We start from the raw sequence: 21,241 nt of genomic DNA, 5'->3' as shown, positions 1-21,241 counted from the left end.
GCGAAATGTGACACGGTGCCGGTGACCGGGCGTTCGCGCAGGTCGGCCGGGTTGTCAGTGGCGGGGTGCAGCATGGGGGCATGGCGAGGAGAGCGGTGGCCGGCGGCGGTACCGGCAGAAGCAGGGGCACGGGAGCGGCGAAGGTGCGGGCGGCACGGCGCCCGGAGCTGCGGCTGCCCCCGCTCACGCCGTACGAGGACGGTGGACTCGAACCGGACGGGGACTACGACGCGCTGGAGTTCCGGGAGACGGACCTGTCCGGCCAGGACGCCGCGGGGGCCCGCTTCATGGACTGCGCGCTGACGGGCTGCGCGCTGGACGGGGCGTCGCTGCCCCGGGCCCGGCTGCTCGACTCGGTCCTCACCGGCGTCCGGGGCGTGGGCACCGACCTGGCGGAGGCGACCCTGCGCGACGTCGAGCTGCACGACGCCCGCCTGGGCGGCACCCAGCTGCACGGCGCCGTACTGGAACGGGTCCTGGTCCGCGGCGGCAAGATCGACTACCTGAACCTGCGCCGGTCCCGCCTCAAGGACGTCGTCTTCGAGGGCTGCGTCCTGGTCGAGCCGGACTTCGGGGGCGCCCGCCTGGAGCGGGTCGCGTTCGTCGACTGCGCCCTGCGGCAGGCGGACCTCAGCGCGGCCGTCCTCACCGACGTCGACCTGCGCGGCGCGGCCCCGCTCGAACTCTCCCGCGGCGTCGACCGCCTCTCGGGCGCGGTGATCAGCCCGCCCCAACTCCTCGACCTCGCCCCGGTGCTGGCGGCGGAGCTGGGGCTGCGGGTGGTGGGGGAGGAGGAGTAGTAGGTCTCCCGAGCCGTCGACGAATCCCGTTGCGCTCAGCCGGCCTGTTCGGGCATGGCATGCAAGGAGGTCGGAACAAGTGGTCCTACTGGCTTGGTTCTCGTCGCCGCGACCAGGAGGCTCGCGAATTCGGCCGGTCGGCTCAGCCAGGGCGAGTGCCCTACGTCGATCTCCAGCGGGACCACCCCGAGGCGCCTCGCCTGCAGACGCGCCAGCTCGGGAAAGCAGATCGTGTCCCGCGAGCCCATGATGAAACTGCGCGAGAGGTCGTGCTGCGCCCAGAAGTTCGGGACCGATATGGGGACCGCCAGAGGCGCCAACGGCTCCGGAACGAGCTTCGGGAAAATCCAGTCGACGAGGTCTTCGGAGCAGTCGTTGTAGAACGCCGAAACCGCGCCGGAGCGTTCGAAGTAGAACGCCTCATTGTCTTCGGTCATCCGCATGTAGGTCTCCAGCGCCGCACCGTTTCCGCTGTGCGGGTCTTCACCGGCTCCGGGGTTCGCCGACTCCCGCTCGAAGGAAAGCGGCATTCCCTCGACGGGAAGAATGCCGGCCACCAGGCAGAGATGTGAAACCAGATCCGGCCGCTCGTTCGCGGCAAGGATGGCGACCACAGATCCGGAGGAATGTCCGACGAGTACGTCGCCGGGTTCCATTAGTTCGACGACAGCCTCGCGATAGCCGTCGAGTGTGGCTGTTTCGCTGAGTCTGCTGCCATGACCGGGAAGTTCCACCGAAACCAGCTCGTGGCCCAGCTTGACCATTTCGGGCTTCACGAAATCCCAGGCCCATGCTCCGTGGCAGCCGCCGTGGACGGCCAAAAACCTCATCAGGCACCTTCCGGTGTTTCATGCCACGCGTGGCGGCGTGTGTGGGGAGAGGACGTCATACCTGGGCCATGCCGCCGTCGATGCAGAGCTCCGCGCCCGTCATGAAGCTGCTCTCGTCCGAGGCGAGGAACAGCGCTCCATGGGCGATCTCCTCGGGGAGCCCGAGGCGCCCCATCGGGACGAGGGTGCTCATGCGGGCCCGGACGGTCGCGGGGTCCTGCCCGAAGTACTCGGCCTGTCCGTCGATGATGAGCGTGTCGATCGGCCCGGGACTCAGCACGTTGACCCGGAGCCCCCGGTCGGCGAATTCCGCCGCCCAGGTGCGCGCATAAGAGCGCACGGCGGCTTTCGCCGCACTGTAGGTACCCGCCCCCGGGTCCCCCTTGAACGCCGTGATCGAACCCAGCAGAACGATCGAGGCGCCCGCTCGTAGAAGCGGCAGTGCCTTCTGGACCGTGAACAGCGTGCCGCGGGCGTTGAGATCGAAGGTGCGGTCGAAGTGTTCCTCGGTCACCTCGCCGAAGTTCATCCGCTCGATGCTGCCCGCATTCGCGACGAGTACGTCGAGGTGCCCGCTCTCCCGGCGGATGGCCTCGACCAGATCGTCGAGATCACCCGAGTCGGTGGCGTCCGCGGCGACCGCGGTGACACGTCCCTCGATGGAGGCCTTCGCTGCGTCGAGCGCCTCTTTCCGCCGTCCCGTGATGTAGACGTGGGCGCCCTCCGCGGCGAATCTCCGAGCGATCGCCAGCCCGAGTCCCGCGCTTCCGCCCGTGACGAGGGCTACCTTGTTCGTGAGACGCACAGCTTTCTCCTTCGGTCGAGGCAGTCGGCACCGGACGCGGGACTCTGCCGAATCCTCTTCGCGCGACCGGCACCGCGGGACTTGCCGATCAGCGGAGAAAGACCGCTGCTCCGCGGTCTTCCTGTCCCGGCGGCTGCCCTGGGTACGGACCACGGTATGACCGATCGGCCATAGAGAAAAATAGCCTCACTGCATGACCTGTATTGGTATTCTCTATGTCTGCCTCGGTGAAGAGGGCTCTTGGCCACCCGCTCCCCGGACCGTCTTCCGCCAGGTTCCGGGCGAGACGCCTTCCCGCTTCGAGAAAGCCCGGCCCAGGGCGGTGCCGGTGTCGTAGCCGACCCTGACGGCGATCTCCTGAACGCTCAGCGGGGTCTCGCGAAGCAGGACTTTCACCCGGTACATGCGCCATGCCGTGAGGTAGCTCAGCGGGGTGTCGCCCGTCCGTTCCCTGAACAGTGTGGCGAACGCCGAGCGGGACATCCCCGCGGTTCGGGCCAGCTCGCCGACCGTCCACGAACGGCTCAGATCGGCGTGCAACTCCTGCATGGCGAGGGCCAGTCGGGGATCCCGGAGGGCGGCGACCCAGCCGACGCTGCCGCTCCCGACGTCCGCGCAGCAGGTGCGCAGGGCCTGGACGAAGAGCGCGTCGGACAGACGGCCCATGACGAATCCGGCGCCGAGCCGACGGGCCGAGCTCTCGTGCTCGATGAGCTCGAACGTGGCACGCAGCAGCTCGCCGGAGGCGTCGTCCGGGGGCAGCCGGAACAAGGGCGGCAGGAGCGCGAAGAGCGGTTCGGCGGCGACGGCGTCGAAAGTGAAGCGAGTGGAGAGGATCCGGGTCGGCTCGCCGTCCCCTCCGACTCGTACCTGGTGACCGGATGCCCGAGCCGCCAGGTCGTCGCAGTCGAGGATCTCGCTGTCGTCCGCGTCCCGCAGGGTGAAGCCCACGCCCGCGCGGACCAGGAAGCAGTCGTTCGGCTCCAGGCGCTGCGGCCGGTCCAGGACGTCCGAGTCGAGCCGGCACGAGCCGTCTGAGACGAGGATCAGCCGGGCCAGGTGCCGTGGGGGGAACGAGACGCCCCACGGCGCGTTCGCTTCCACTCGGACATATCGCGCGTCCTCGATCCTCATCGTGGCGAGGAGGTCGTCGACCGGATCCACGGAACCTCCTGGACGCTCTGCATCAAATTCTGGACGGAAAGATGCCGATCGTCCAGAACCGTCAGCCTACCGTGGCGGGAGTTCACGAAAGAGAGGCCGCGCATGCGTGCATTCACGGTGCGGGCGGGTGGTGGCCTGGCGCTCACCACCGACCGCCCGGTACCCGATCCGTCGGCGGGTGAGGTGCTGGTGAAGGTCAGGGCCACCTCGCTCAACGCCCGCGATCGGCTCATCGTCTCCGACAGCTACTCCGTCGACGTACGGGGACGCGTCCCGCTCTCCGACGGCGCGGGCGTCGTCGAGGCCGTCGGGGACGGGGTCTCGCGGTTCCGGGTCGGCGACCGGGTCGCGGGCACCTTCCATCCCACCTGGGTGTACGGCCCGTTCCCCGGATGGGGGGCGCTGCGTGGCACGCAGCGCGACGGGTGGCTCAGCGATCACGTCGTCCTCGACCAGCAGAGCCTGGTCCGCATCCCCGACCGGCTCTCCTTCGAGGAGGCGGCCACGCTGCCGTGCGCCGCGCTCACCGCGTGGTCGGCGGTGGCCGGGGTCGGGCCGGGCGACACCCTGCTCGTCCAGGGCTCGGGCGGTGTGTCGGTCTTCGCGTTGCAGTTCGCCCGCCTGGCCGGCGCACGTGTGGTGGCCACGACGTCCGACGACGACAAGGCCGAGCGCCTCCGCGCGCTCGGTGCGGCCGACGTCGTCAACTACCGGGAGACACCGCGATGGGGCGCGCGGGTGCGGGAGCTCACCGGCGGCGGCGTGGAACGCGTCCTGGAGATCGGCGGCGCCGGTACCCTCCCGCAGTCCGTCGAGGCCGTCGCCCACGGCGGCCAGATCGCCCTGGTCGGCAACCTCGCGTCGGGCAACGACATGGACGTGACCCACTTCTTCCGCCGGGCCGCGACCCTCAGGTCGATCAGCGTGGGCAGCCGCAGCGACTTCGAGCGGATGAACGGGGCCCTCGGCCGAAGCACGCTCCGGCCCGTCATCGACCGTGTCTTCCCCTTCGACCAGGCATCCGAGGCGTTCGCCCACTTCGAGCGGGGACCGCGCTTCGGGAAGGTCGTCATCGGCCACTGAGCCGGGCCGCTCGTCCGCCCACCCGGGCGGCATCACCGCCCGCGGATTCCGTTCGCGCGCAGGTGACCCGCGGAGGTGCCGCCTAGACGCGCGAGTTGCGCAGCGACTGCCACGCGGCGCCGGCCAGTGCGCGGGTCGCCCGCGGGACCGACAGGTGCTCGTGCTCGCGGTACAGGGCCCAGTTGTACTGCACCAGCGAGAGCTTGTTGGAGGACAGCGACCCCGCCTGGTTCGCCCTGTACACCGCGAGCGGCTCGGCCAGCCCGCGGGCGTCGGCGCCGTCCCGCATGATCGACAGCCACAGGGCGTAGTCCTGGCGCTTGCGCATCTCCGGCATCAGCCTCGTGCCCAGGGCCTTGTGGTCGTACATGGCGGTGAGAGCACCGATGTGGTCCTGGACCAGCATGGCGCGGTAGTCCACGTGCTCCCGCGCACGGATCACCCGGCCGTTCGGGACCCAGTCGGTGCTCTCGCCGTCGTAGTCGGCGTCCATCTTGAAGTACGAGGTGAACGTCAGCGGCGCACGGCCTTCCGCGGCGAAGGCGAGCTGCTTCTCGGTCTTCTCCGGCAGCCACATGTCGTCCGAGTCCAGGAAGGCGATGTAGTCCCCGCGGGCCCGCTCGATGGCGAGGTTGCGGGCCCGGCCCGCACCGCCCCGCTCGGGTGCGGACTCCGGCAGGACCCGCTCGTCCCGGGCGGCGAACTCGCGCAGCAGGTCCATGGAGCCGTCGGAGGACTGATCGTCGGTGACCAGTAGCTCCAGGTCGCCGTGGGTCTGCGTGAGTACCGACCGGACGGCCGCGCCGAGGGTGGCGGCCGAGTTGTACACGGGCATCACGACAGACACCAGGGGCACGGCACATCTCCTTGCTGGATCAGGAACAACGGTCCAATTCAAGCATCGCTGCCGAGCGGGGCCGACACGCAGGCGGCAGTCGCCGGCCGGGGCCGGACCGGGGCCGTCACGCGATCCGCGGAAAGCGGGCCTGCAGGGTCCAGACCGCCGGGTTGTCGGACAGGTCCTCGTGGAGGTCCGTGAGGTCGGCGAGCAGGTCCTGGAGGAAGTCGCGGGCCTCGCGGCGGAGTTCGGCGTGGGAGAAGGAGAGCGGGGGCTCGGAGGCCGGCAGCCACTCCGCCTCGATGTCGACCCAGCCGAAGCGGCGCTCGAAGAGCAGGCGGTCGGCGGACTCGGTGAAGTCCAGTTCCGCCCGCTGCGGCCGGGCCGCCCGGGAGCCCGCCGGGTCCCGGTCGACGCGCTCCGCGATGTCGCACAGCGCCCACGCGAAGTCGAGCACCGGCACCCATCCCCAGGCTGTGGACAGTTCCCGGTCCGCCTCGGTGTCGGCGAGGTACACGTCCCCGCAGAACAGGTCGTGCCGCAGGGCACGGACGTCCGCGCGGCGGTAGTCCGTCTGGGGCGGGTCGGGGAAGCGGGTGGAGAGGGCGTAGCCGATGTCGAGCACGCGGCGATGGTGTCACGGACGCGGGGCCGGACGCGGACGCGGAGGGTGCCGCGGACGCCGGGGCGCACCCGGGGCGGATGCGGGAGGGCGTTCACCGCATCCGTGGCCGGGAGTGGACGAACGCCCCAACCGCCCCGGGCGTACCGGGTTTTCCACAGGCACCTCCTGTCCCTATCCTCGTGCGTAATCCCGGTGCGCACGGTGTCGCCGGGGGAGAGGGAGCAAGCATGGACGGGTTGATACCGGGCGATCCCGAACGGATCGGCAGGTACCGGCTGCTCGGCAGACTCGGCGAAGGCGGCATGGGCCGGGTGTACCTGGCGCGCTCCGACCGGGGCCGGACGGTGGCCGTCAAGACCGTCCGGGAGGAGCTGGCCCGCATGCCGGACTTCCGGCGGCGCTTCTCCCAGGAGGTGAAGGCCGCGCAGCGCGTCGGCGGCGAGTGGACCGCGCCCGTGCTGGACGCCGACACCGAGGCGTCGACCCCGTGGGTCGCCACCGGGTACGTCGCCGGGCCCTCGCTCGCCGAGGTCGTCGACCGGCAGTACGGGCCGCTGCCGCCCTCCACCCTGCGGGTGCTGGCCGCCGGGCTGGTGCGGGCGCTGCAGGCCATCCACGCCGCCGGTCTCGTGCACCGCGACCTCAAGCCCTCCAACGTCCTGGTCACGATCGACGGACCCCGCGTCATCGACTTCGGCATCGCCCGCGCGCTGGACGTGTCCACGCAGTCCGCCGAGGGACTCACCGCGGCCGGTGCCGTCGTGGGGTCGCCCGGCTTCATGTCGCCCGAGCAGGTGCGCGGGGAGAAGGTGTCCTACGCGAGTGACGTCTTCTGCCTCGGCGCGGTGCTGGCCTACGCCGCGACCGGCCGGATGCCCTTCGGCACCGACGAGAGCGGGATGCACGCGCTGCTCTTCCGCATCGCGACCGAAGAGGCGAACCTGACCGGGATCTCCGAGCCCTGGCAGGGCCTGATCGCGGGCTGCCTGGTCAAGGACCCCGAGAAGCGCACCACGCTGGACGACCTGCTGACGTCGATCGAGGACCTGGAGGGCGCGGACGCCGCACCGGGCCGCGCCTGGCTGCCCGGCGAGGTGCTGGCCGAGCTGGGCCGGCACGCCGTCCAGCTCCTGGACAGCGAGGACCCGGAGGACCGGGTCCCGGTCGGGGCGCCCGCCGGGGGCTTCGGCCCGCCGCCCTCGCCGTACAGCCCGTCGACGCCGCCGCCGTGGCAGGGCCCCTCGCCGTACGCGGCGGGCCCGGGGTTCGCCCAGCCGTCGCCTTACTCCACCCCGCCTCCCGGACCCGGGCCCGCCACTCCCTCGCCGTACGGCCCGTCGGCCGCGCGCTCGGCGAAGCCGCTCGGCACGGCGCTGCAGGTGCTGTTCATCCTGTTCACCGGGCTGTCCCTGGCCCGGTTCAACCTCCTCACGGAGACCTACACCCGGCTCGGCGGGCTGTCCGAAGGGGCGACCACCAGATCCGTCGGCAACTTCACGTCGCTGCGGGCCCTGAATCTGGCGGCCGACATCGCGCTCGGGGCGCTGCAGCTCGCGCTGGTGATCGTGTGGGTGCTCTGGTTCCGCCGCGTGCGGCAGAACGCCGAGTCCTTCGCGCCGGGCCGCATCCGCTACCGGCTCGGTCTGGCGGTGGGCTCCTGGTTCATCCCCGTCGTCAACGTCTTCATGCCCAAGCAGATCGCCAACGACATCTGGACGGCGACGACGGGCAGTCCGCGGGGTGCCGGGCGGTGGCTGCTGCACACCTGGTGGTGGCTCTGGCTCTTCGAGCTCGGGATGTCGCTGAACGACTACAGCAGCTGGGACGAGGCGGAGTTCGCCGGGGACGCCATGGTGAGCGCCTTCAACGGCCAGGCCAGCAGCTTCCTCGGTGTCGTGAGCGCCGTGTTCGCCCTGCTCTTCGTCACCCGGCTCACCTCGCTCCAGCGCAAGCGCGTCGCCGGGACCGCCTGAGCGCCGCGGGCCGCGCCGGACGCGGTCAGCCCGGCGTCGCGGCCGCCGTGGCGCGGCGGACCGTGTCGCGCAGCAGGGCGCGACGGCGTTCGTGCTCTTCCGCGGGCTCCCCGGCGGTCGCCGCGTAGACGTTGCTGACCGGTGACCAGGCCATGGACATGGCGATGACGAGCGCCAGCACGTCGAACGGGTCCCCCCGGCGCACCCGCCCCGCCGCCTGGGCCTCGGCGATGGCCCGCAGTTTGGCGTCGTCGCGGCGGTCGGCGCCGTCGACCAGGTGCCCCGTCGGACGCCGCTCCAGCCGCGCCCAGGTGGCCAGCCGGATGAGATCGGGGCGGCGCAGGTACTCGTCGTAGAGGCGCACGGCCCAGTCCGCCAGGTCGTCGGCGTCGATCGGCACGACGTTCACGATCCGGTCCAGTGACGCGAAGAAGATCGCGTCGAAGAGCCCGTCCTTGCTGCCGAAGTAGGCGTACAGCTGCGCCTTGTTGGTGTGCGCGGCGGCGACGATCCGCTCGATCCGCGCCCCGGCGATCCCGTGCTCGGCGAACTCCCGCGTCGCGACGTCCAGGATGCGCCGGTGGGTGGCGGCTCCGCGCGAGGTCAGGGGCCGGTCGGGCAGGTCGGGCATGCCCGCAGGGTACCGCACCGCGAAACAGAACAGTTGGTTTGCCTTGCTCGCGGGATGCGTCTACCGTCAAACAGACAGAACAGTCTGTTTGCAGAGCGGGAGCGATGTCATGAGGACCACTGCGGGCTGGCAGGCGAAGAGCACGGACGGTACGGCGACGGTGTTGCGGCGGGCGCCGCTGGAGCGGCGCGACCTGCGCCCCGACGACCTCGCCGTCCGGGTGGACTACTGCGGCGTCTGCCACACGGACCTGCACGCCGTCCGGGGACGCGACACCGACGGCGGCCAGGGCGGCCCCCTCGTCCCCGGCCACGAGTTCACCGGCGTGGTGACCGCCACGGGACCCGGGGTCACCGCCTTCCGCACGGGCGATCCGGTCGCGGTCGGCAACATCGTCGACTCCTGCGGCGCGTGCGCGATGTGCCGGGCCGGCCAGGAGAACTTCTGCCACGACTTCCCGACCCTGACCTACGGCGGCACCGACCGCGTCGACGGCTCCACCACCCTCGGCGGCTACTCCCGGGAGTACGTCGTCCGCGAGCGGTTCGCGTACGCCCTCCCCGCCGGCCTCGACCCTGCCGGCGCCGCACCCCTGCTGTGCGCCGGCATCACCGTCTGGGAGCCCCTGCGGGCCCTCGGCGCCGGACCCGGCACCCGCGTCGCGGTGGCGGGGCTCGGCGGACTCGGCCACCTCGCGGTCAAGTTCGCCGTCGCCCTCGGCGCCGACACCACCGTGATCACCCGCTCACCGGAAAAGGCCGGCGACGCGCGTGCCCTCGGCGCCCACGGAGTCGTCGTCTCCACCGACCCGGAGCAGACGGCCGCCGCCCGCGACCGGTTCGACATCCTCGTCGACACCGTCCCCGCTCCGCACGACCTCGGCCCCTACCTGCGCATGGTCGCCCTGGACGGCACCCTCAGCAGCGTCGGACACCTCGGGCCGGTCACCGTCGAGACCTTCGACCTGCTGGCGGGCCGCAAGAAGCTCAGCTCCGCGGGCAGCGGCGGCAGCGGGTCGACCGCCGCCATGCTCGCCTTCTGCGCCGCGCACGGCATCACGGCCGACATCGAACTCCTCCCCTCGGCCCGGGTGAACGAGGCCCTCGACCGCCTGAGCCGCGGCGACGTACGCCACCGCTTCGTCCTCGACCTGTCCGACCTGGACTGACCTGCCCGGCCTCGTGCGGCGGGCGCTCTCACGACCGCCGCGGACGGCCCTCGCCGTGCAGCCAGGTCCGCCAGATCTCCGTGAAGTCCTCGTCCGGGGCCGACTTCTCGACGTACGCCGTGAAGTCGGCCGTGTCCGCGTTGCCGTGGCGGTGGGCCGCGGCCCAGCCCCGCAGGAGGGCGCGGAAGGCGTCGTCGCCGACGGCCCGGCGGATCTGGTGGAGGACCATCGCGCCGCGCTGGTAGACGGGGCTCGCGGAGATGTGCGCGGCGTCCGGCGGGTCCGCGGGCGGGAAGGACCAGACCGCGTCGTTCGCGGCCTCGTCCGGGTAGTACGTCCCGTCGTAAAGCGCGTCGAACGTCTGCTGCGCGCTGTCGCCGCCGTGGTCCTCCTGCCACAGCCACTCCGCGTAGGTGGCGAAGCCCTCGTTGAGCCACATGTCCCGCCAGGTCTTCGGGCTGACGGAGTTCCCGAACCACTGGTGGGTCAGTTCGTGGACGAGCAGGACCGTGTCCGGGGCGCCGGGGAAGTAGGGGCGGTTCTGGGTCTCCAGGGCGTACCCGGCGTCCCCGGCGCGGTCGACGATCGCGCCGGTGGAGGAGAAGGGGTAGGGGCCGAAGTTCTTCCGCGCCCAGTCCATGATCTCGGGGATCCGGGCCAGGACCTCGCGGCTCGCGTCGGCCTGCTGCGGGTCGACGGCCGTGTACACCGGCAGGCCGTCGCCGGTGCGGGAGCGGTCGGTCTCCCACCGGCCGACGGCGACCGTGACCACGTGGCTCGACACCGGCTCGGCGGCGTGCCAGGTGAACGTCGTACGGCCGGCGCGGGCCCGTTCGCCGCGCAACTCGCCGACGGAGACCGCGCCGAGGCCCTCCGGCACGGTCACCGCGAGGTCGTAGGCCGCCTTGTCGGAGGGGTGGTGGCTGCCGGGGAACCAGGCCATCGAGCCCGTCGGCTGCCCCAGCCCGACCGCGCCGTCGGCGGTGCGCAGCCAGCCCTCCTCGGAGGCGTCGGGGTCGGTGACCGTCACCGGCCGGCCCGAGTAGCGGACGGTCACCCGGAACGTCTCCCCGGCGTCCAGCGCGTCGGCCGGCCGCACGGTCAGCTCCTGCCCGGCCCGGTGGGAGCGGGCCTCCCGCCCGCCGACCGCGACCTTCTCGACGTCGAGGCCCTTGAGGTCCAGGTTGAAGGCCGACAGGCCGCGGGTCGCACGGGCGGTGATCGTCGCGAGGCCGGCGAGACGCCCCGTGCCCGGGTCGTAGTCCAGCTTCAGGTCGTAGTGGGCGACGTCGTAACCGCCGTTGCCCGCCTCGGGGAAGTACGGGTCGCCCGCACCCGGGCCACCGGGGCGGCCCCCGACGGCGCCGTCGCCACCGCACGCCGCGAGGGCGGTGAGGGCGGTGGCGGACGCGAGCAGGCGGGGGGTGCGCACCTCGTGATCCTATGGGGCGTTTCACGTGAAACGCCTGTTGGGGCGGGTGCCGGCGCCCGCTTCCCGGCGGCGGCCGAGCAGGCCCGTGTCGCTGGTGGCCGAGCACGCCGAAGGCCCCCCGGCCGGACGTCCGGGAGGCCTTCGAACGGAGTGGAACCGCGGGGCGGACGTCAGACGTTCACGCCGAAGTCCTGGGCGATGCCGACCAGGCCCGAGGCGTAGCCCTGGCCGACGGCGCGGAACTTCCACTCGGCGCCGTTGCGGTACAGCTCACCGAAGACCATGGCGGTCTCGGTGGCGGCGTCCTCCGACAGGTCGTAGCGCGCGATCTCGGCGCCGCCGGCCTGGTTGAGGATGCGGATGTAGGCGTTGCGCACCTGGCCGAAGTTCTGCGAGCGGTTCTCCGCGTCGTAGATCGAGACCGGGAAGACGATCTTCTCGATGTCGGCGGGCAGGCCGGCGAGGTTGACGTTGATCGCCTCGTCGTCGCCGTCGCCCTCGCCGGTGCGGTTGTCACCGGTGTGGACGATGGTGTTGTCCGGCGTCTGCTTGTTGTTGAAGAAGATGAAGTGGGCGTCGGAGTAGACCTTGCCCTCGGTGTTGACCGCGATCGCCGAGGCGTCGAGGTCGAAGTCGGTGCCGGTGGTGGTGCGGACGTCCCAGCCGAGCCCCACGGTGACTTCGGTCAGGCCCGGAGCCTCCTTGGTGAGCGAGACGTTGCCACCCTTGGACAGGCTTACAGCCATTGTTGGGAGTCCCTTCCCTCGTTTACGTACGGCAAGAAGCTACAGCTACCACCATGAACGCGAGAGGGGTCCGCAAGGTTCCACCCCTCTTTACTTTCTTTACCCAAGGCCGAGGGGCGAGGGGCCGGGGAGCGGCGGGCGGGGACGGCGGGGATATTCGGGTGACGTGGGACGCCCGGGAGCGGGAACATGGACGGCATGTCCGGTCCCCATGTCATCCGCGGCTCCGTCCTCCTGCCGGAGGCCGAGCTGGTCTGGCGTTTCTCGCGCTCCTCGGGGCCCGGCGGACAGCACGTCAACACCACGGACACCGCGGTGGAGCTGCGCTTCGACCTCGCGCGCACCGGGGCCCTGCCCGAGGTGTGGAAGCGGCGGGCGCTGGAGCGGCTGGCCGGCCGCCTGACGGACGGGATCGTCACCGTCCGCGCCTCCGAGCACCGCTCCCAGTGGCGCAACCGCGAGGCCGCCGCCGTACGCCTCGCCGCCCTCCTCGCCGAGGCCACCGCCCCTCCGCCCAGGCCGCGCAGGCCCACCCGCATACCGCGCGGCATCAACGAGCGCCGCCTCAGGGAGAAGAAGCAGCGCTCCCAGACCAAGCGGGGCCGCTCCCCGAAGGACTGGGACTAGGGGGCGCGGGGACCACTCGGGCTAGTCGCAGACTTCGACCGTCTTCACGAAGTCGAGCTTCTTCCGCAGTACGTAGCCGTTCGGGCTGCCCGAGAGCACCGCGTCGACCGTGCCGTAGAAGCGGTCGTCGACCGGCTCGGGATAACTCGCCACCTCCTGCCGGAAGAACAGGGTGCCGGAGGCCACGTCGCCGACGCGGTTGCCCTCGGCGTCCCAGATCTGCCCCTTCGCGGTGACCCGGTACTCCCGCTGCGTCCGGCAGTTCCGCGTCGGTGACGGCACGGGTGCGGCCGGCGGCCGGGAGGAGGCGGACGGGCCGGGCGCCGGGGCCGACGTCGAGGGTGCGGGCTCCACCGGCCGGGGCGCGGGCGGAGCGGCCGGGTGGCCGGTCGGGGACGCCTCCGTCGGACCGGGGCGCGGGTGGCGCGAGGGCGTGGGGCTCTTCGAGGGGCCGGGAACGACGGGCCCCGGAGCGGCGGACGCGGTGGTGCCGGGGGTCGGCGACGACTCCACGGCCGTGTCGTTGCCGCCGACGCACAGCACGGGGAGGGCCACCAGGACGGCGGTCCTCGCCAGCTTCCTCGCCCAGCCCCCGGCCTTCGGCGCGAAGGTGTTGTTCTGGGTGCTGCCGTCCCCGGCCGTGACGACCGACCGGTAGGCGAGGATCCAGTACCGCTTGTGCGGGGGCCCGGAGTCGGGACGGTGCTCGGCCACGGTCAGTTGAAGGTGTTGTGCTGCACCGCGTGGTCGCCGACCAGCACGCCCCTCGCGCCGGTCGCGACGACGTGGTACGTGGCGGCCGGTCCGGACCCGGCGGTCGCGGCACGCCCGCCCTCCGGCGCCTGCCCGCCGCGCTCGCCCTCGTCTGCGCCCGCGCCCGTGCCCTCGTCTGCGCCCGCGCCATCGTCCGCGCCCGCGCCATCGTCCGCGTCCGACGGTGCGTCGTCCGCCGCCGGCCGGCGGCGGCCCGGCAGGGTCAGCAGCCGGGCCGACACGTCCCGCACGACTCGCCGGACGGTCTCCGTCAGCCCCGCCGCCGCTCCGGCCGCCAGCGCCTCGGCCACCCGCTCCACCTCGGACAACTCTCCCCCTCACCGGGGCGCCGGCCGCACGACCGGCACCGCCCTGTCACGGCCCACTATCAAAGAGACGCCGCCCCGGCCCCTCCCACGGCGGCCGGGGCGAGGGTGCTGACCAGCGGGTACGCCGGAACGCTTTCGTCAGGACGAGTGACGCGGTGACGAGTAACACGGTGACGAGTGACGCGGTGGTGGACGCGGGTATCGGCGCGGAGCCTCACGCCGGTCGACGGCGCGCTCCTGGTCCGGACGGACCCGGATGCCGGGGGCGGGGGCCGAGGTTCGCGGAAGTGATCGCTTCCGGGCGCGCGAGGCCCGGGGACCCGCGCTCAGCCCAACTGCCGGTAGCGCCCCCGGAAGTACGTCAGCGGGCCCCCGTCCGCGCTCGGCAGGGCGGCGGTCAGGACGCGGCCGATGACGAGGGTGTGGTCCCCGGCGGGTACGCGCTGCTCGGTGCGGCACTCCAGGGTCGCGAGGGCGCCGCCCGCCAGGGGCGCCCCGGACGCCTCGCCCCGGGTGTAGGGGAGGTCCGCGAACAGGAGGCGGTCGCTGACCCGGCCCTTCATCGCGAACCGGCCGGCGATGTGGCGCTGGCTCTCGGAGAGCACGGAGACCGCCCACAGGGGCTGCTCGTCCAGCAGGTCGTCCATCCGGGAGCCCTCGCGCAGGCTGACCAGGACCAGCGGCGGGTCCAGGGAGACCGACAGGAAGGCGGTGGCCGTCATCCCGACGTCCTCGCCGCCCGGCGCCAGCGGGTCGTCGGGGTCCAGCGGCGGCTCCTGCGCGGTCACCAGGACCACGCCCGAGGCCAGCCGGGACATGGCGGCACGGAACTCCTCGTTGCTCACCCCCTCAGCATGCCCGGGGGCGGGCGGGGGGAACGGGGGCGGGTGGGACGCGGGTGACGGGAGAGGGGGAGTGTTCGGCACTCCGTCACGCTAATCTCCGTGGCACCGGCCCGGCATCGGGCTCCGGTCCGAACCGGGACCTAGGACCATGGAACGAGAGGTGCGCACACGCACAGAGTTTGCGTTCAGGAAACGCATAGGAAGAGCGCGGAAACAACACTCAATTGTTCATCTTTACCTGTGACTTGAGTCACAGGGAGCGATTATTGTTGACCCTGTGTACCGAGTGGGCAGCGCGCTGTGATTCAGTGGCGGGGAACCTGCAAGGCACCAGTCAGTACCGCAAGGGCACCATCAGCAACGGCGCCGAAGACAACCCTTGATTCGCTGCGAGGTCTCGGGGGGAGGGCGAGCATGGAGACCGAGTCGGAGCCCTATGTCCGCCTTGCGTCCCTGCGGCAACTGCACCAGGCCATGGCCGACATGAACAAGGCCCGCAGCCTGGCCGACACCCTGCAGGCCGTCGCCGACGGCGTCGTCCAGGCCCTCGGGTACGAGCTGGCCTGCGTCAACCTGGTCCGCCCCGACGGCGACCTCGTCGTCGCCGCCTTCGCCGGCAACCAGGCCGCCGAGGCCCTCATCACCGGCCGGGCGGGCTCCCGCGAGTCCTGGGACCGGCGCCTGGGCATGGGGCAGCAGTGGGGCGACCTGATCTTCATACCCCACAGCGAGGGCTGGGTCCTCGACGACGACGACGTCCCGCAGTGGTACACCGACGGACCCGCGCCCCGCTTCGAGGACGAGTGGCACCCCTCGGACCGGCTCTTCGCCCCGATGTACGCGCCCGGCCCACAGGGCGGCAGCAGCGGCGAGCTGATCGGCGTCCTCTCCGTGGACCGGCCGCGCAACGGCCGCCATCCCGGCGCCTGGGGCCGCGAGGCGCTGCAGATGTACGCCTTCCAGGCCGCCATCGCCGTCAGCAACGCCCGGCTGCGCTCCAACATGCAGCGCGCCCTGGTCCGCCTGGAGCGCGACCAGCAGGCCCTCAGGGCCAGCGAGGAAAGCTTCCGGCAGGCCTTCGAGTACGCCCCCTCCGGCATGGCCATCGCCGAGATGGGCGGCGACCAGCACGGCCGCATCCTGCGCACCAACGACGCCCTGTGCCGCCTCCTCGGCCGCCCCGCCTCCGCGATGCGCCGCTACGCCTTCTCCGACCTCGTGCACCCCGAGGACATCGGCACCCTGCTGCGCACCTCCGCCGAGGGCGGCCGGGCCGAGCTTCGCCTGGGCCGCCGCGACGGCAGCTACGTCTGGGTCTCGCTGCGCAACAGCGTCGTCGCCGACGCCGCCGACGGGCCCCGCTTCCTGCTCACCCACGTCGAGGACATCGAGGACCGCAAGCGCCACGAGCTCCAGCTCGCCCACCGCGCCTCCCACGACTCCCTCACCGGCCTGCCCAACAGCGCCGAGCTGCGGTCCCGCCTCGCCGCCCGGCTGTGCCAGCGGCCCCAGTCCCCGCACGCGGCCGTGGCCGACGCGATGGACGCCGCCTACGGGGGCTCCGCCGTGTTCGACTCCGGCGGCCACACCTTCGACTTCGGCGCCGCCGCCGAGCCCTACGGCGGCTTCGACCACCACGTGCACGCCGTCGCCCCCGAGGACGGCCGCGACGACGGCACCAAGGGGCTCGCGGTCCTCTTCTGCGACCTGGACGGCTTCAAGTCGATCAACGACCGCTTCGGGCACAACGCCGGCGACGCCGTGCTCATCGAGGTCGCCCGGCGGCTCAGCGGCGGCGTGCGCGACGGCGACACCGTGGCCCGGCTCGGCGGCGACGAGTTCGTGATCCTCGCCAACGGACTCGGCCTGGCCGACGCCCAGGACCTCGCCGCGCGGCTGCGGGGCGAGATCATCCAGCCGATCCGGGCCGAGGGCCGGGCCGTGCGCGTCGGCGCCAGCTTCGGCATCGGCTGGGCCCACTGCGGCATGACGGCGGACGAAGTCCTGAAGTCGGCCGACGAACGGATGTACGTCGAGAAACGATCTCGTCCCAAACAGCACCGCCGCGCCGGATGAACAGCAGGCCAGTGCCCTGATGCGGCCCGAGTCACCCGTTTGGGTCAGTGGGACCGGGTAGGCTCGCTCTCTCATACACCGGTACCGCACCACGCACCGCATCTGGTTAGGAGACCAAGGGATGACGCCCGGCAACAACGGCGCGAGCACGCCCGAGGACGACGACCCCTTCGGCTACCTCTACGCCGACGGGCAGGCCAACGGGGCCCAGCCGCCGTCCGGTGGCTACGGCTACCCGAACTCCGTCAACCGGGTGCGTCCCGTCGGCGCACGGCAGTACGGGGCACCGCAGGGCCAGACCGCGGCGACGGCGGCCTACGGCCAGGCCGCTCCGCCCCAGCAGGGCGCCTACGGCCAGCCGCAGGGGGCGTACGGGCAGCCGAACGCGCACTACGCCGCGCCGGAGACCTTCCCCGGCGGTGGCGGCCCCGGGGCCCCGCAGCAGCCGTCGGGCCGCGGCGGGGGCGGCGGGCGCCGCGGCCCCAACACCAAGGGCCTGCTGATCGGCGCGGTCGCGGTCGTCGCGGCCGTGGTCATCGGCATCGCCGTGGCCATGACGAGCAGCGGCTCCGAGGACGAGGGCGGCGACGAGGCGGGCGGCGACACCGCCCCCACCCAGTCCCAGAGCACCGACCCGAGCCCGTCGGCGAGCGACGGCGGCGACGAGGAGAGCGCCGAGCTGCCCTCCGTCGACGCGAAGGCGATGCGCCTGGGCGGCTCGGCCACGCTCGCGTCGGACATCGACGGCGCGGAGTCGGAGGGCGGCGTCTACGTCTCGGGCTTCAACCAGGTCGGCGCGAAGGTCACCTGGACCGTCAACGGCATCGAGAAGGCCGGCAGCTACCGGCTGAACGTGCGCTACGGCACCCCGGGCACCGACGCCGACGCGACCCTGGTGATCAACGGCAAGGCCTCGTCGCGCCCGATGAACATGAAGAACTTCGGCGGCACCCCCGAGGGCGACTGGGAAAAGGGCTGGAAGACCACCTGGTCCAACGTCAACCTCACCGAGGGCACCAACACGATCGAGCTGGCGTGCAACGAGGGCAACAAGTGCGACCTGGTCCTCGACCAGCTCTCCCTCTCCACCGAGTGACCGAGTGACCCGGCCGTGACCGGGCCCTGACCGGGGCCCGCGCTCACGCCGCGCCGGCCTCCGCCGTCACCTCGACGCCGCGGCCGAGCAGCTCCTCGTACGCCGTCCGGTCGAACTCGCCCGCCACCGGGGCCAGCACCGTCGCCGCCGACAGGGCCACCGCGCGGGCCAGCCGCTCGGGCCAGGGCAGGTGCTCGACCAGGCCGGAGAGCAGGCCCGCGACCGCCGAGTCGCCCGCGCCGGTCGGGTTGCCGTGCACATGGGCGGGGGGCGCCGCACGCCAGCGGCCCTCGGGCGTCACCGCGAGCAGGCCCTCGGGGCCCAGTGAGGCGATCACGGAGCGGGCGCCGCGCCGCCGGGCGGCCTGCGCGGCCCGCAGCGGCTCGTGGGAGCCGGTCAGCTCGGCCAGTTCGTCGGCGTTCGGCTTGATCAGGTCCGGGCGGCCGGCGAGCCCCCGCCGCAGCGGTTCCCCGCTGGTGTCGAGGAGCACCGGCACCTGGGCGGTCCGCGCGGCGCGCACCAGCCCGGCGTACGCGCCCACCGGCACGCCCGGCGGCAGGCTGCCGCACAGGGCCACGGCGGCGGCGCCGGACAGCAGGTCCTCGAACGCCTCCTGGAAGGCGCTCCACTCGGCGGCGGTCACGGTCGGTCCCGGCTCGTTGAGCTGAGTGGTGTCGCCGGTCAGCTCGTCGACGACGGCGATGGTGCGCCGGGTCGCCCCGGCCACCGGCATCAGCGCGTCGCTCACGCCGGGCACGCCGGTCAGCCCCTCGCGCACGACGTCCCCGGTGGTGCCGCCCGCGAAGCCGGTGACGGTCACCTCGTGCCCCAGGGCGGCCAGGACGCGGGCCACGTTCAGGCCCTTGCCGCCGGGCCGCTCGGTCACCTCGGTGATCCGGTGCGAGGCGTGCGGCCGCAGGCCCCGGACGCGATAGGTGATGTCGAGCGCGGTGTTCAGTGTGACGGTGACGATCACCTGGGCCGACCTCCCCCGCTCGCCCGCGGCTGTGGTGCATGCGTGTACGTGTGCGGAAAGGCGTGTTCCGCGGACACGATCATGCCAAATGGACGGCGACGAGCCCAGTCCCAGGTCGGCCACTGTGGTCCGAGCGGGGATCACAGCGTCCCCCGTGCCGGTCCGGGGCGGCGTCCGGCACGGGGACGACCGGTCAGCCCCGGCGCGGATCGACCACCCAGGCGCCCCGGCGCATCACGCCCACCAGGTCGAAGGCGTCGTCCAGGACGACCAGGTCGGCGTCCTTGCCGGGCTCCAGGGAGCCGGTCCGGTCGGCCAGGCCGAGCAGCCGGGCCGGGTTGGCGGAGATCGCCGCGACGACGTCCTCGACGGGCAGCCCGTCCACCGTCACCGCCCGCTTGAAGGCGCGGTCCAGGGTGAGCGTGGAGCCCGCGATCGAGTCGCCCTCCACCAGCCGGGCGACGCCGTCCGCGACCTCGACCTCCAGCGGGCCGAGCCGGTAGCGACCGTCGCCGAAACCGGCCGCGTCCATCGCGTCGGTGATGAAGGCGACCCGGGCGGCACCCGCGTGGTGGAAGGCCAGCTGGAGCGCCGCCGGGTGCAGGTGCGTGCCGTCGTTGATCAGCTCGACGGTGACCCGCTCGTCCTCCAGCAGCGCCGTGACGGGGCCGGGGGAGCGGTGGCCGATCGGCGGCATCGCGTTGAACAGGTGCGTGGCGACGGACGCGCCCGCGTCGACGGCCCGGAGCGTCTGCTCGTACGTCGCGTCGGTGTGCCCGACGGCCGCGATCACGCCGTGCTCGACGAGCAGCCGTACGGAGTCCAGGCCGCCCGGCAGCTCGGTCGCCAGCGTCATCATCTTCGCGTGGCCGTGCGCCGCGTCGACCAGCTTGCGGACCTCGGCCGGGTCCGGGTCGCGCAGCAGCTGGGCGTCGTGCGCGCCCTTGCGGCACGGGGAGATGAACGGCCCCTCGAAGTGGATTCCGGCGATGTCGCCCTGCTGGGCCAGCTCGGCGAGCATCCCGGCGTGCCGGGCGAGGAAGTCCAGGTCGCCGGTGACGGCGGAGGCGACGGTCGTGGTGGTGCCGTGCCGGCGGTGGGTCTCGACGCCCTTCAGGACCTCCTCGGCGGTGCCGCCGGCGAAGGACGCGCCGCCGCCGCCGTGGTTGTGGACGTCGACGAAGCCGGGGACCACCCAGTGGCCCGACACGTCGACGACCTCGGCCTGCGGGGGCGCCGTGTCCGCGATCCGCGTGCCGTCGACGATCACGCGGCCGTCGTCCACGGTCCCGGTGGGCAGTACCACCCGGGCACCGGCCAGAACCTTGCTTGGGGCCATCAGGTGGTTACCTCCGGGTCAGTCACGGTCGTGGGAGCGGTGCGGTGCGGGCCGGCGCCGTCCGGTTCGGTCCGCTGCGGTCCGGGGCCCTGCGGTCCGGGGCCCTGCGGTCCGGCGCCGAGCAGGTCCCAGGCCATCAGCCCGGCCCCCAGGCAGCCGGCGGTGTCGCCCAGCGCCGCCGGGACGATGCCCGGCAGCTCCTGGAAGGTGACGCGGCGCCGGACGGCGTCCCGCAGCGGTGTGAACAAGGTTTCCCCCGCCTCGGCGAGGCCGCCACCGACGATCAGGACGCGCGGGTCCAGCAGAGTGAGCGCGGTGACCAGCCCGTCGGCGAGCGCGTCCACGGCGTCCTGCCAGACGGCGAGCGCGCGGGGGTCGCCCGACGCGACGGCCTTGGCGCAGTCGGCGGCGTCCGCGTCCGGGGCGCCGCAGGCCCCGGCCCACGCCTGGCCGACCGCCGACGCGGACGCGTACCGCTCCAGACAGCCGCGCTGCCCGCACGGGCACGGGATGCCGCCGGGGCGCACGACGACGTGGCCGATCTCCCCCGCGAAGCCGTGGGCGCCCGACTCCACCCGGCCGTCGATGCCGATGGCGCCCGCGATGCCCGTGCCCAGCGGCACGAACAGGAACCGGTCGGCGCCCCGGCCGGCCCCGATCCGCCCCTCGGCGAGCCCGCCGGTGCGCACGTCGTGCCCGAGGGCGACCGGCACCGAGCCGAGCCGGTCGCCGAGCAGCGCGCGCAGCGGCACGTCGCGCCAGCCGAGGTTGGCCGCGTACACGGCGACGCCCTGCTCGGCGTCGACGATGCCGGGGACGGCCACACCCGCGGCGACGGCGGGCTCGCCGAACCGGTCGGCGCCGTAGGCGCGCAGCTCGGCGGCGAAGTCGAGGATGCCCGCGACCACCGCCTCGGGCCCGCGCTCCCGGCCGGTGGCCCGGCGGGCCTGGTGCAGCAGCTCGCCGTCCGGTCCCGCCAGGGCGGCCTTCATCCCGGTGCCGCCCACGTCGAGGGCGATGACATGTCTCACGGGGGACAGTGTGGCCCGTGGACCCGCGAGAGGTCTAGTCCACTGCTGTGGTGTAGACCTTAATCCGTTAAACG

Annotated in this window: 21 protein-coding genes; 7 read left to right on the top strand and 14 right to left on the bottom strand. The window is 72.9% G+C overall.

The window, feature by feature from the left end:
- Nucleotides 1-80: 80 nt before the first annotated feature.
- Nucleotides 81-800, top strand: coding sequence for a pentapeptide repeat-containing protein (locus IG94_RS0119655; RefSeq protein ID WP_078892353.1), 720 nt, complete (start codon nt 81-83; stop codon nt 798-800).
- A gap of 35 nt (nt 801-835) precedes the next feature.
- Here IG94_RS0119655 and IG94_RS0119650 read toward each other — a convergent pair whose 3' ends face one another.
- From IG94_RS0119650 to IG94_RS0119640, 3 genes are all read right to left on the bottom strand, one after another.
- Nucleotides 836-1,630, bottom strand: a complete 795-nt coding sequence (locus IG94_RS0119650) for an alpha/beta fold hydrolase (RefSeq protein ID WP_052410763.1) — start codon at nt 1,628-1,630, stop codon at nt 836-838.
- A 55-nt stretch (nt 1,631-1,685) separates the two neighbouring features.
- On the bottom strand, nt 1,686-2,435 hold the full coding sequence (locus IG94_RS0119645) for an SDR family NAD(P)-dependent oxidoreductase (RefSeq protein ID WP_031038248.1): 750 nt from the start codon (nt 2,433-2,435) through the stop codon (nt 1,686-1,688).
- Between the two features lie 213 nt (nt 2,436-2,648).
- The gene (locus IG94_RS0119640) at nt 2,649-3,599 is read right to left on the bottom strand and encodes an AraC family transcriptional regulator (RefSeq protein ID WP_052410762.1); all 951 of its coding nucleotides are present in this window, start codon (nt 3,597-3,599) and stop codon (nt 2,649-2,651) included.
- A gap of 102 nt (nt 3,600-3,701) precedes the next feature.
- Here IG94_RS0119640 and IG94_RS0119635 point away from each other — a divergent pair, with 102 nt between their 5' ends.
- Nucleotides 3,702-4,682 (top strand): zinc-dependent alcohol dehydrogenase family protein, encoded by a 981-nt coding sequence (locus IG94_RS0119635; RefSeq protein ID WP_031038241.1) that lies wholly within the window; start codon nt 3,702-3,704, stop codon nt 4,680-4,682.
- Between the two features lie 82 nt (nt 4,683-4,764).
- Here IG94_RS0119635 and IG94_RS0119630 read toward each other — a convergent pair whose 3' ends face one another.
- Nucleotides 4,765-5,538, bottom strand: a complete 774-nt coding sequence (locus tag IG94_RS0119630) for a glycosyltransferase family 2 protein (RefSeq protein ID WP_031038240.1) — start codon at nt 5,536-5,538, stop codon at nt 4,765-4,767.
- A 106-nt stretch (nt 5,539-5,644) separates the two neighbouring features.
- Nucleotides 5,645-6,145, bottom strand: a complete 501-nt coding sequence (locus IG94_RS0119625; RefSeq protein WP_031038238.1) for a hypothetical protein — start codon at nt 6,143-6,145, stop codon at nt 5,645-5,647.
- Nucleotides 6,146-6,372: 227 nt separating this feature from the next.
- Between IG94_RS0119625 and IG94_RS0119620 the strand changes: the two genes are divergently transcribed.
- Nucleotides 6,373-8,118: a protein kinase domain-containing protein gene (locus IG94_RS0119620; RefSeq protein WP_043484060.1), complete on the top strand. Its 1,746-nt coding sequence runs from the start codon at nt 6,373-6,375 to the stop codon at nt 8,116-8,118.
- A 25-nt stretch (nt 8,119-8,143) separates the two neighbouring features.
- Here the strand turns inward: IG94_RS0119620 and IG94_RS0119615 are convergent, their stop codons facing one another.
- Nucleotides 8,144-8,749, bottom strand: coding sequence for a TetR/AcrR family transcriptional regulator (locus IG94_RS0119615; protein ID WP_043484058.1), 606 nt, complete (start codon nt 8,747-8,749; stop codon nt 8,144-8,146).
- A gap of 109 nt (nt 8,750-8,858) precedes the next feature.
- Here IG94_RS0119615 and IG94_RS0119610 point away from each other — a divergent pair, with 109 nt between their 5' ends.
- A complete protein-coding gene (locus IG94_RS0119610; protein ID WP_031038233.1) occupies nt 8,859-9,917 on the top strand; it encodes an NAD(P)-dependent alcohol dehydrogenase in 1,059 nt (352 codons plus the stop codon).
- Between the two features lie 28 nt (nt 9,918-9,945).
- Here the strand turns inward: IG94_RS0119610 and IG94_RS0119605 are convergent, their stop codons facing one another.
- Nucleotides 9,946-11,349, bottom strand: a complete 1,404-nt coding sequence (locus IG94_RS0119605) for a M1 family metallopeptidase (protein WP_031038231.1) — start codon at nt 11,347-11,349, stop codon at nt 9,946-9,948.
- Nucleotides 11,350-11,519: 170 nt separating this feature from the next.
- Nucleotides 11,520-12,095 carry a TerD family protein gene (locus tag IG94_RS0119600; RefSeq protein ID WP_031038228.1) on the bottom strand — a complete coding sequence of 192 codons (576 nt, stop codon included), beginning with the start codon at nt 12,093-12,095 and terminating at the stop codon, nt 11,520-11,522.
- A gap of 189 nt (nt 12,096-12,284) precedes the next feature.
- Here IG94_RS0119600 and arfB point away from each other — a divergent pair, with 189 nt between their 5' ends.
- A complete protein-coding gene (gene arfB, locus IG94_RS0119595; protein WP_031038223.1) occupies nt 12,285-12,722 on the top strand; it encodes an alternative ribosome rescue aminoacyl-tRNA hydrolase ArfB in 438 nt (145 codons plus the stop codon).
- A gap of 21 nt (nt 12,723-12,743) precedes the next feature.
- On the opposite strand, the gene IG94_RS0119590 is transcribed toward arfB, so the two are convergent.
- The 3 genes from IG94_RS0119590 to IG94_RS0119580 form a co-directional block, all read right to left on the bottom strand.
- On the bottom strand, nt 12,744-13,436 hold the full coding sequence (locus tag IG94_RS0119590; protein ID WP_031038219.1) for a hypothetical protein: 693 nt from the start codon (nt 13,434-13,436) through the stop codon (nt 12,744-12,746).
- 2 nt (nt 13,437-13,438) lie between these two features.
- The gene (locus IG94_RS0119585) at nt 13,439-13,804 is read right to left on the bottom strand and encodes a hypothetical protein (protein ID WP_031038217.1); all 366 of its coding nucleotides are present in this window, start codon (nt 13,802-13,804) and stop codon (nt 13,439-13,441) included.
- 326 nt (nt 13,805-14,130) lie between these two features.
- The gene (locus IG94_RS0119580; protein ID WP_078892352.1) at nt 14,131-14,730 is read right to left on the bottom strand and encodes a flavin reductase family protein; all 600 of its coding nucleotides are present in this window, start codon (nt 14,728-14,730) and stop codon (nt 14,131-14,133) included.
- Between the two features lie 333 nt (nt 14,731-15,063).
- On the opposite strand from IG94_RS0119580, the gene cdgB reads away from it, so the two are divergent.
- Both cdgB and IG94_RS0119570 read left to right on the top strand, forming a co-directional pair.
- Entirely contained in the window at nt 15,064-16,725 is a 1,662-nt protein-coding gene (cdgB, locus tag IG94_RS0119575; RefSeq protein ID WP_031038214.1) for a diguanylate cyclase CdgB, read from the top strand.
- Between the two features lie 121 nt (nt 16,726-16,846).
- A complete protein-coding gene (locus IG94_RS0119570) occupies nt 16,847-17,821 on the top strand; it encodes a CBM35 domain-containing protein (RefSeq protein ID WP_031038213.1) in 975 nt (324 codons plus the stop codon).
- A 43-nt stretch (nt 17,822-17,864) separates the two neighbouring features.
- Here the strand turns inward: IG94_RS0119570 and IG94_RS0119565 are convergent, their stop codons facing one another.
- The 3 genes from IG94_RS0119565 to IG94_RS0119555 form a co-directional block, all read right to left on the bottom strand.
- A complete protein-coding gene (locus IG94_RS0119565; protein ID WP_031038212.1) occupies nt 17,865-18,797 on the bottom strand; it encodes a 1-phosphofructokinase family hexose kinase in 933 nt (310 codons plus the stop codon).
- Nucleotides 18,798-18,990: 193 nt separating this feature from the next.
- Nucleotides 18,991-20,136: an N-acetylglucosamine-6-phosphate deacetylase gene (gene nagA, locus IG94_RS0119560; protein WP_031038211.1), complete on the bottom strand. Its 1,146-nt coding sequence runs from the start codon at nt 20,134-20,136 to the stop codon at nt 18,991-18,993.
- A complete protein-coding gene (locus IG94_RS0119555; RefSeq protein WP_224326467.1) occupies nt 20,136-21,167 on the bottom strand; it encodes an ROK family protein in 1,032 nt (343 codons plus the stop codon). Before IG94_RS0119555 ends, nagA begins: the two co-directional genes overlap by 1 nt.
- Nucleotides 21,168-21,241: the final 74 nt, after the last annotated feature.

This window comes from Streptomyces olivaceus (assembly GCF_000721235.1).
Classification (GTDB): Bacteria; Actinomycetota; Actinomycetes; order Streptomycetales; family Streptomycetaceae; genus Streptomyces; species Streptomyces olivaceus.
This window is presented reverse-complemented; position numbering and strand designations above follow the sequence as displayed.

What these genes read in the sequence shown, in the direction of transcription:
- IG94_RS0119655 (WP_078892353.1), top strand. Translation starts at nt 81, where the DNA reads ATGGCGAGGAGAGCGGTGGCCGGCGGCGGTACCGGCAGAAGCAGGGGC.
- IG94_RS0119650 (WP_052410763.1), bottom strand. Translation starts at nt 1,630, where the DNA reads ATGAGGTTTTTGGCCGTCCACGGCGGCTGCCACGGAGCATGGGCCTGG.
- IG94_RS0119635 (WP_031038241.1), top strand. Translation starts at nt 3,702, where the DNA reads ATGCGTGCATTCACGGTGCGGGCGGGTGGTGGCCTGGCGCTCACCACC.
- IG94_RS0119620 (WP_043484060.1), top strand. Translation starts at nt 6,373, where the DNA reads ATGGACGGGTTGATACCGGGCGATCCCGAACGGATCGGCAGGTACCGG.
- IG94_RS0119615 (WP_043484058.1), bottom strand. Translation starts at nt 8,749, where the DNA reads ATGCCCGACCTGCCCGACCGGCCCCTGACCTCGCGCGGAGCCGCCACC.
- IG94_RS0119610 (WP_031038233.1), top strand. Translation starts at nt 8,859, where the DNA reads ATGAGGACCACTGCGGGCTGGCAGGCGAAGAGCACGGACGGTACGGCG.
- IG94_RS0119600 (WP_031038228.1), bottom strand. Translation starts at nt 12,095, where the DNA reads ATGGCTGTAAGCCTGTCCAAGGGTGGCAACGTCTCGCTCACCAAGGAG.
- arfB (WP_031038223.1), top strand. Translation starts at nt 12,285, where the DNA reads ATGGACGGCATGTCCGGTCCCCATGTCATCCGCGGCTCCGTCCTCCTG.
- cdgB (WP_031038214.1), top strand. Translation starts at nt 15,064, where the DNA reads ATGGAGACCGAGTCGGAGCCCTATGTCCGCCTTGCGTCCCTGCGGCAA.
- IG94_RS0119570 (WP_031038213.1), top strand. Translation starts at nt 16,847, where the DNA reads ATGACGCCCGGCAACAACGGCGCGAGCACGCCCGAGGACGACGACCCC.
- nagA (WP_031038211.1), bottom strand. Translation starts at nt 20,136, where the DNA reads ATGGCCCCAAGCAAGGTTCTGGCCGGTGCCCGGGTGGTACTGCCCACC.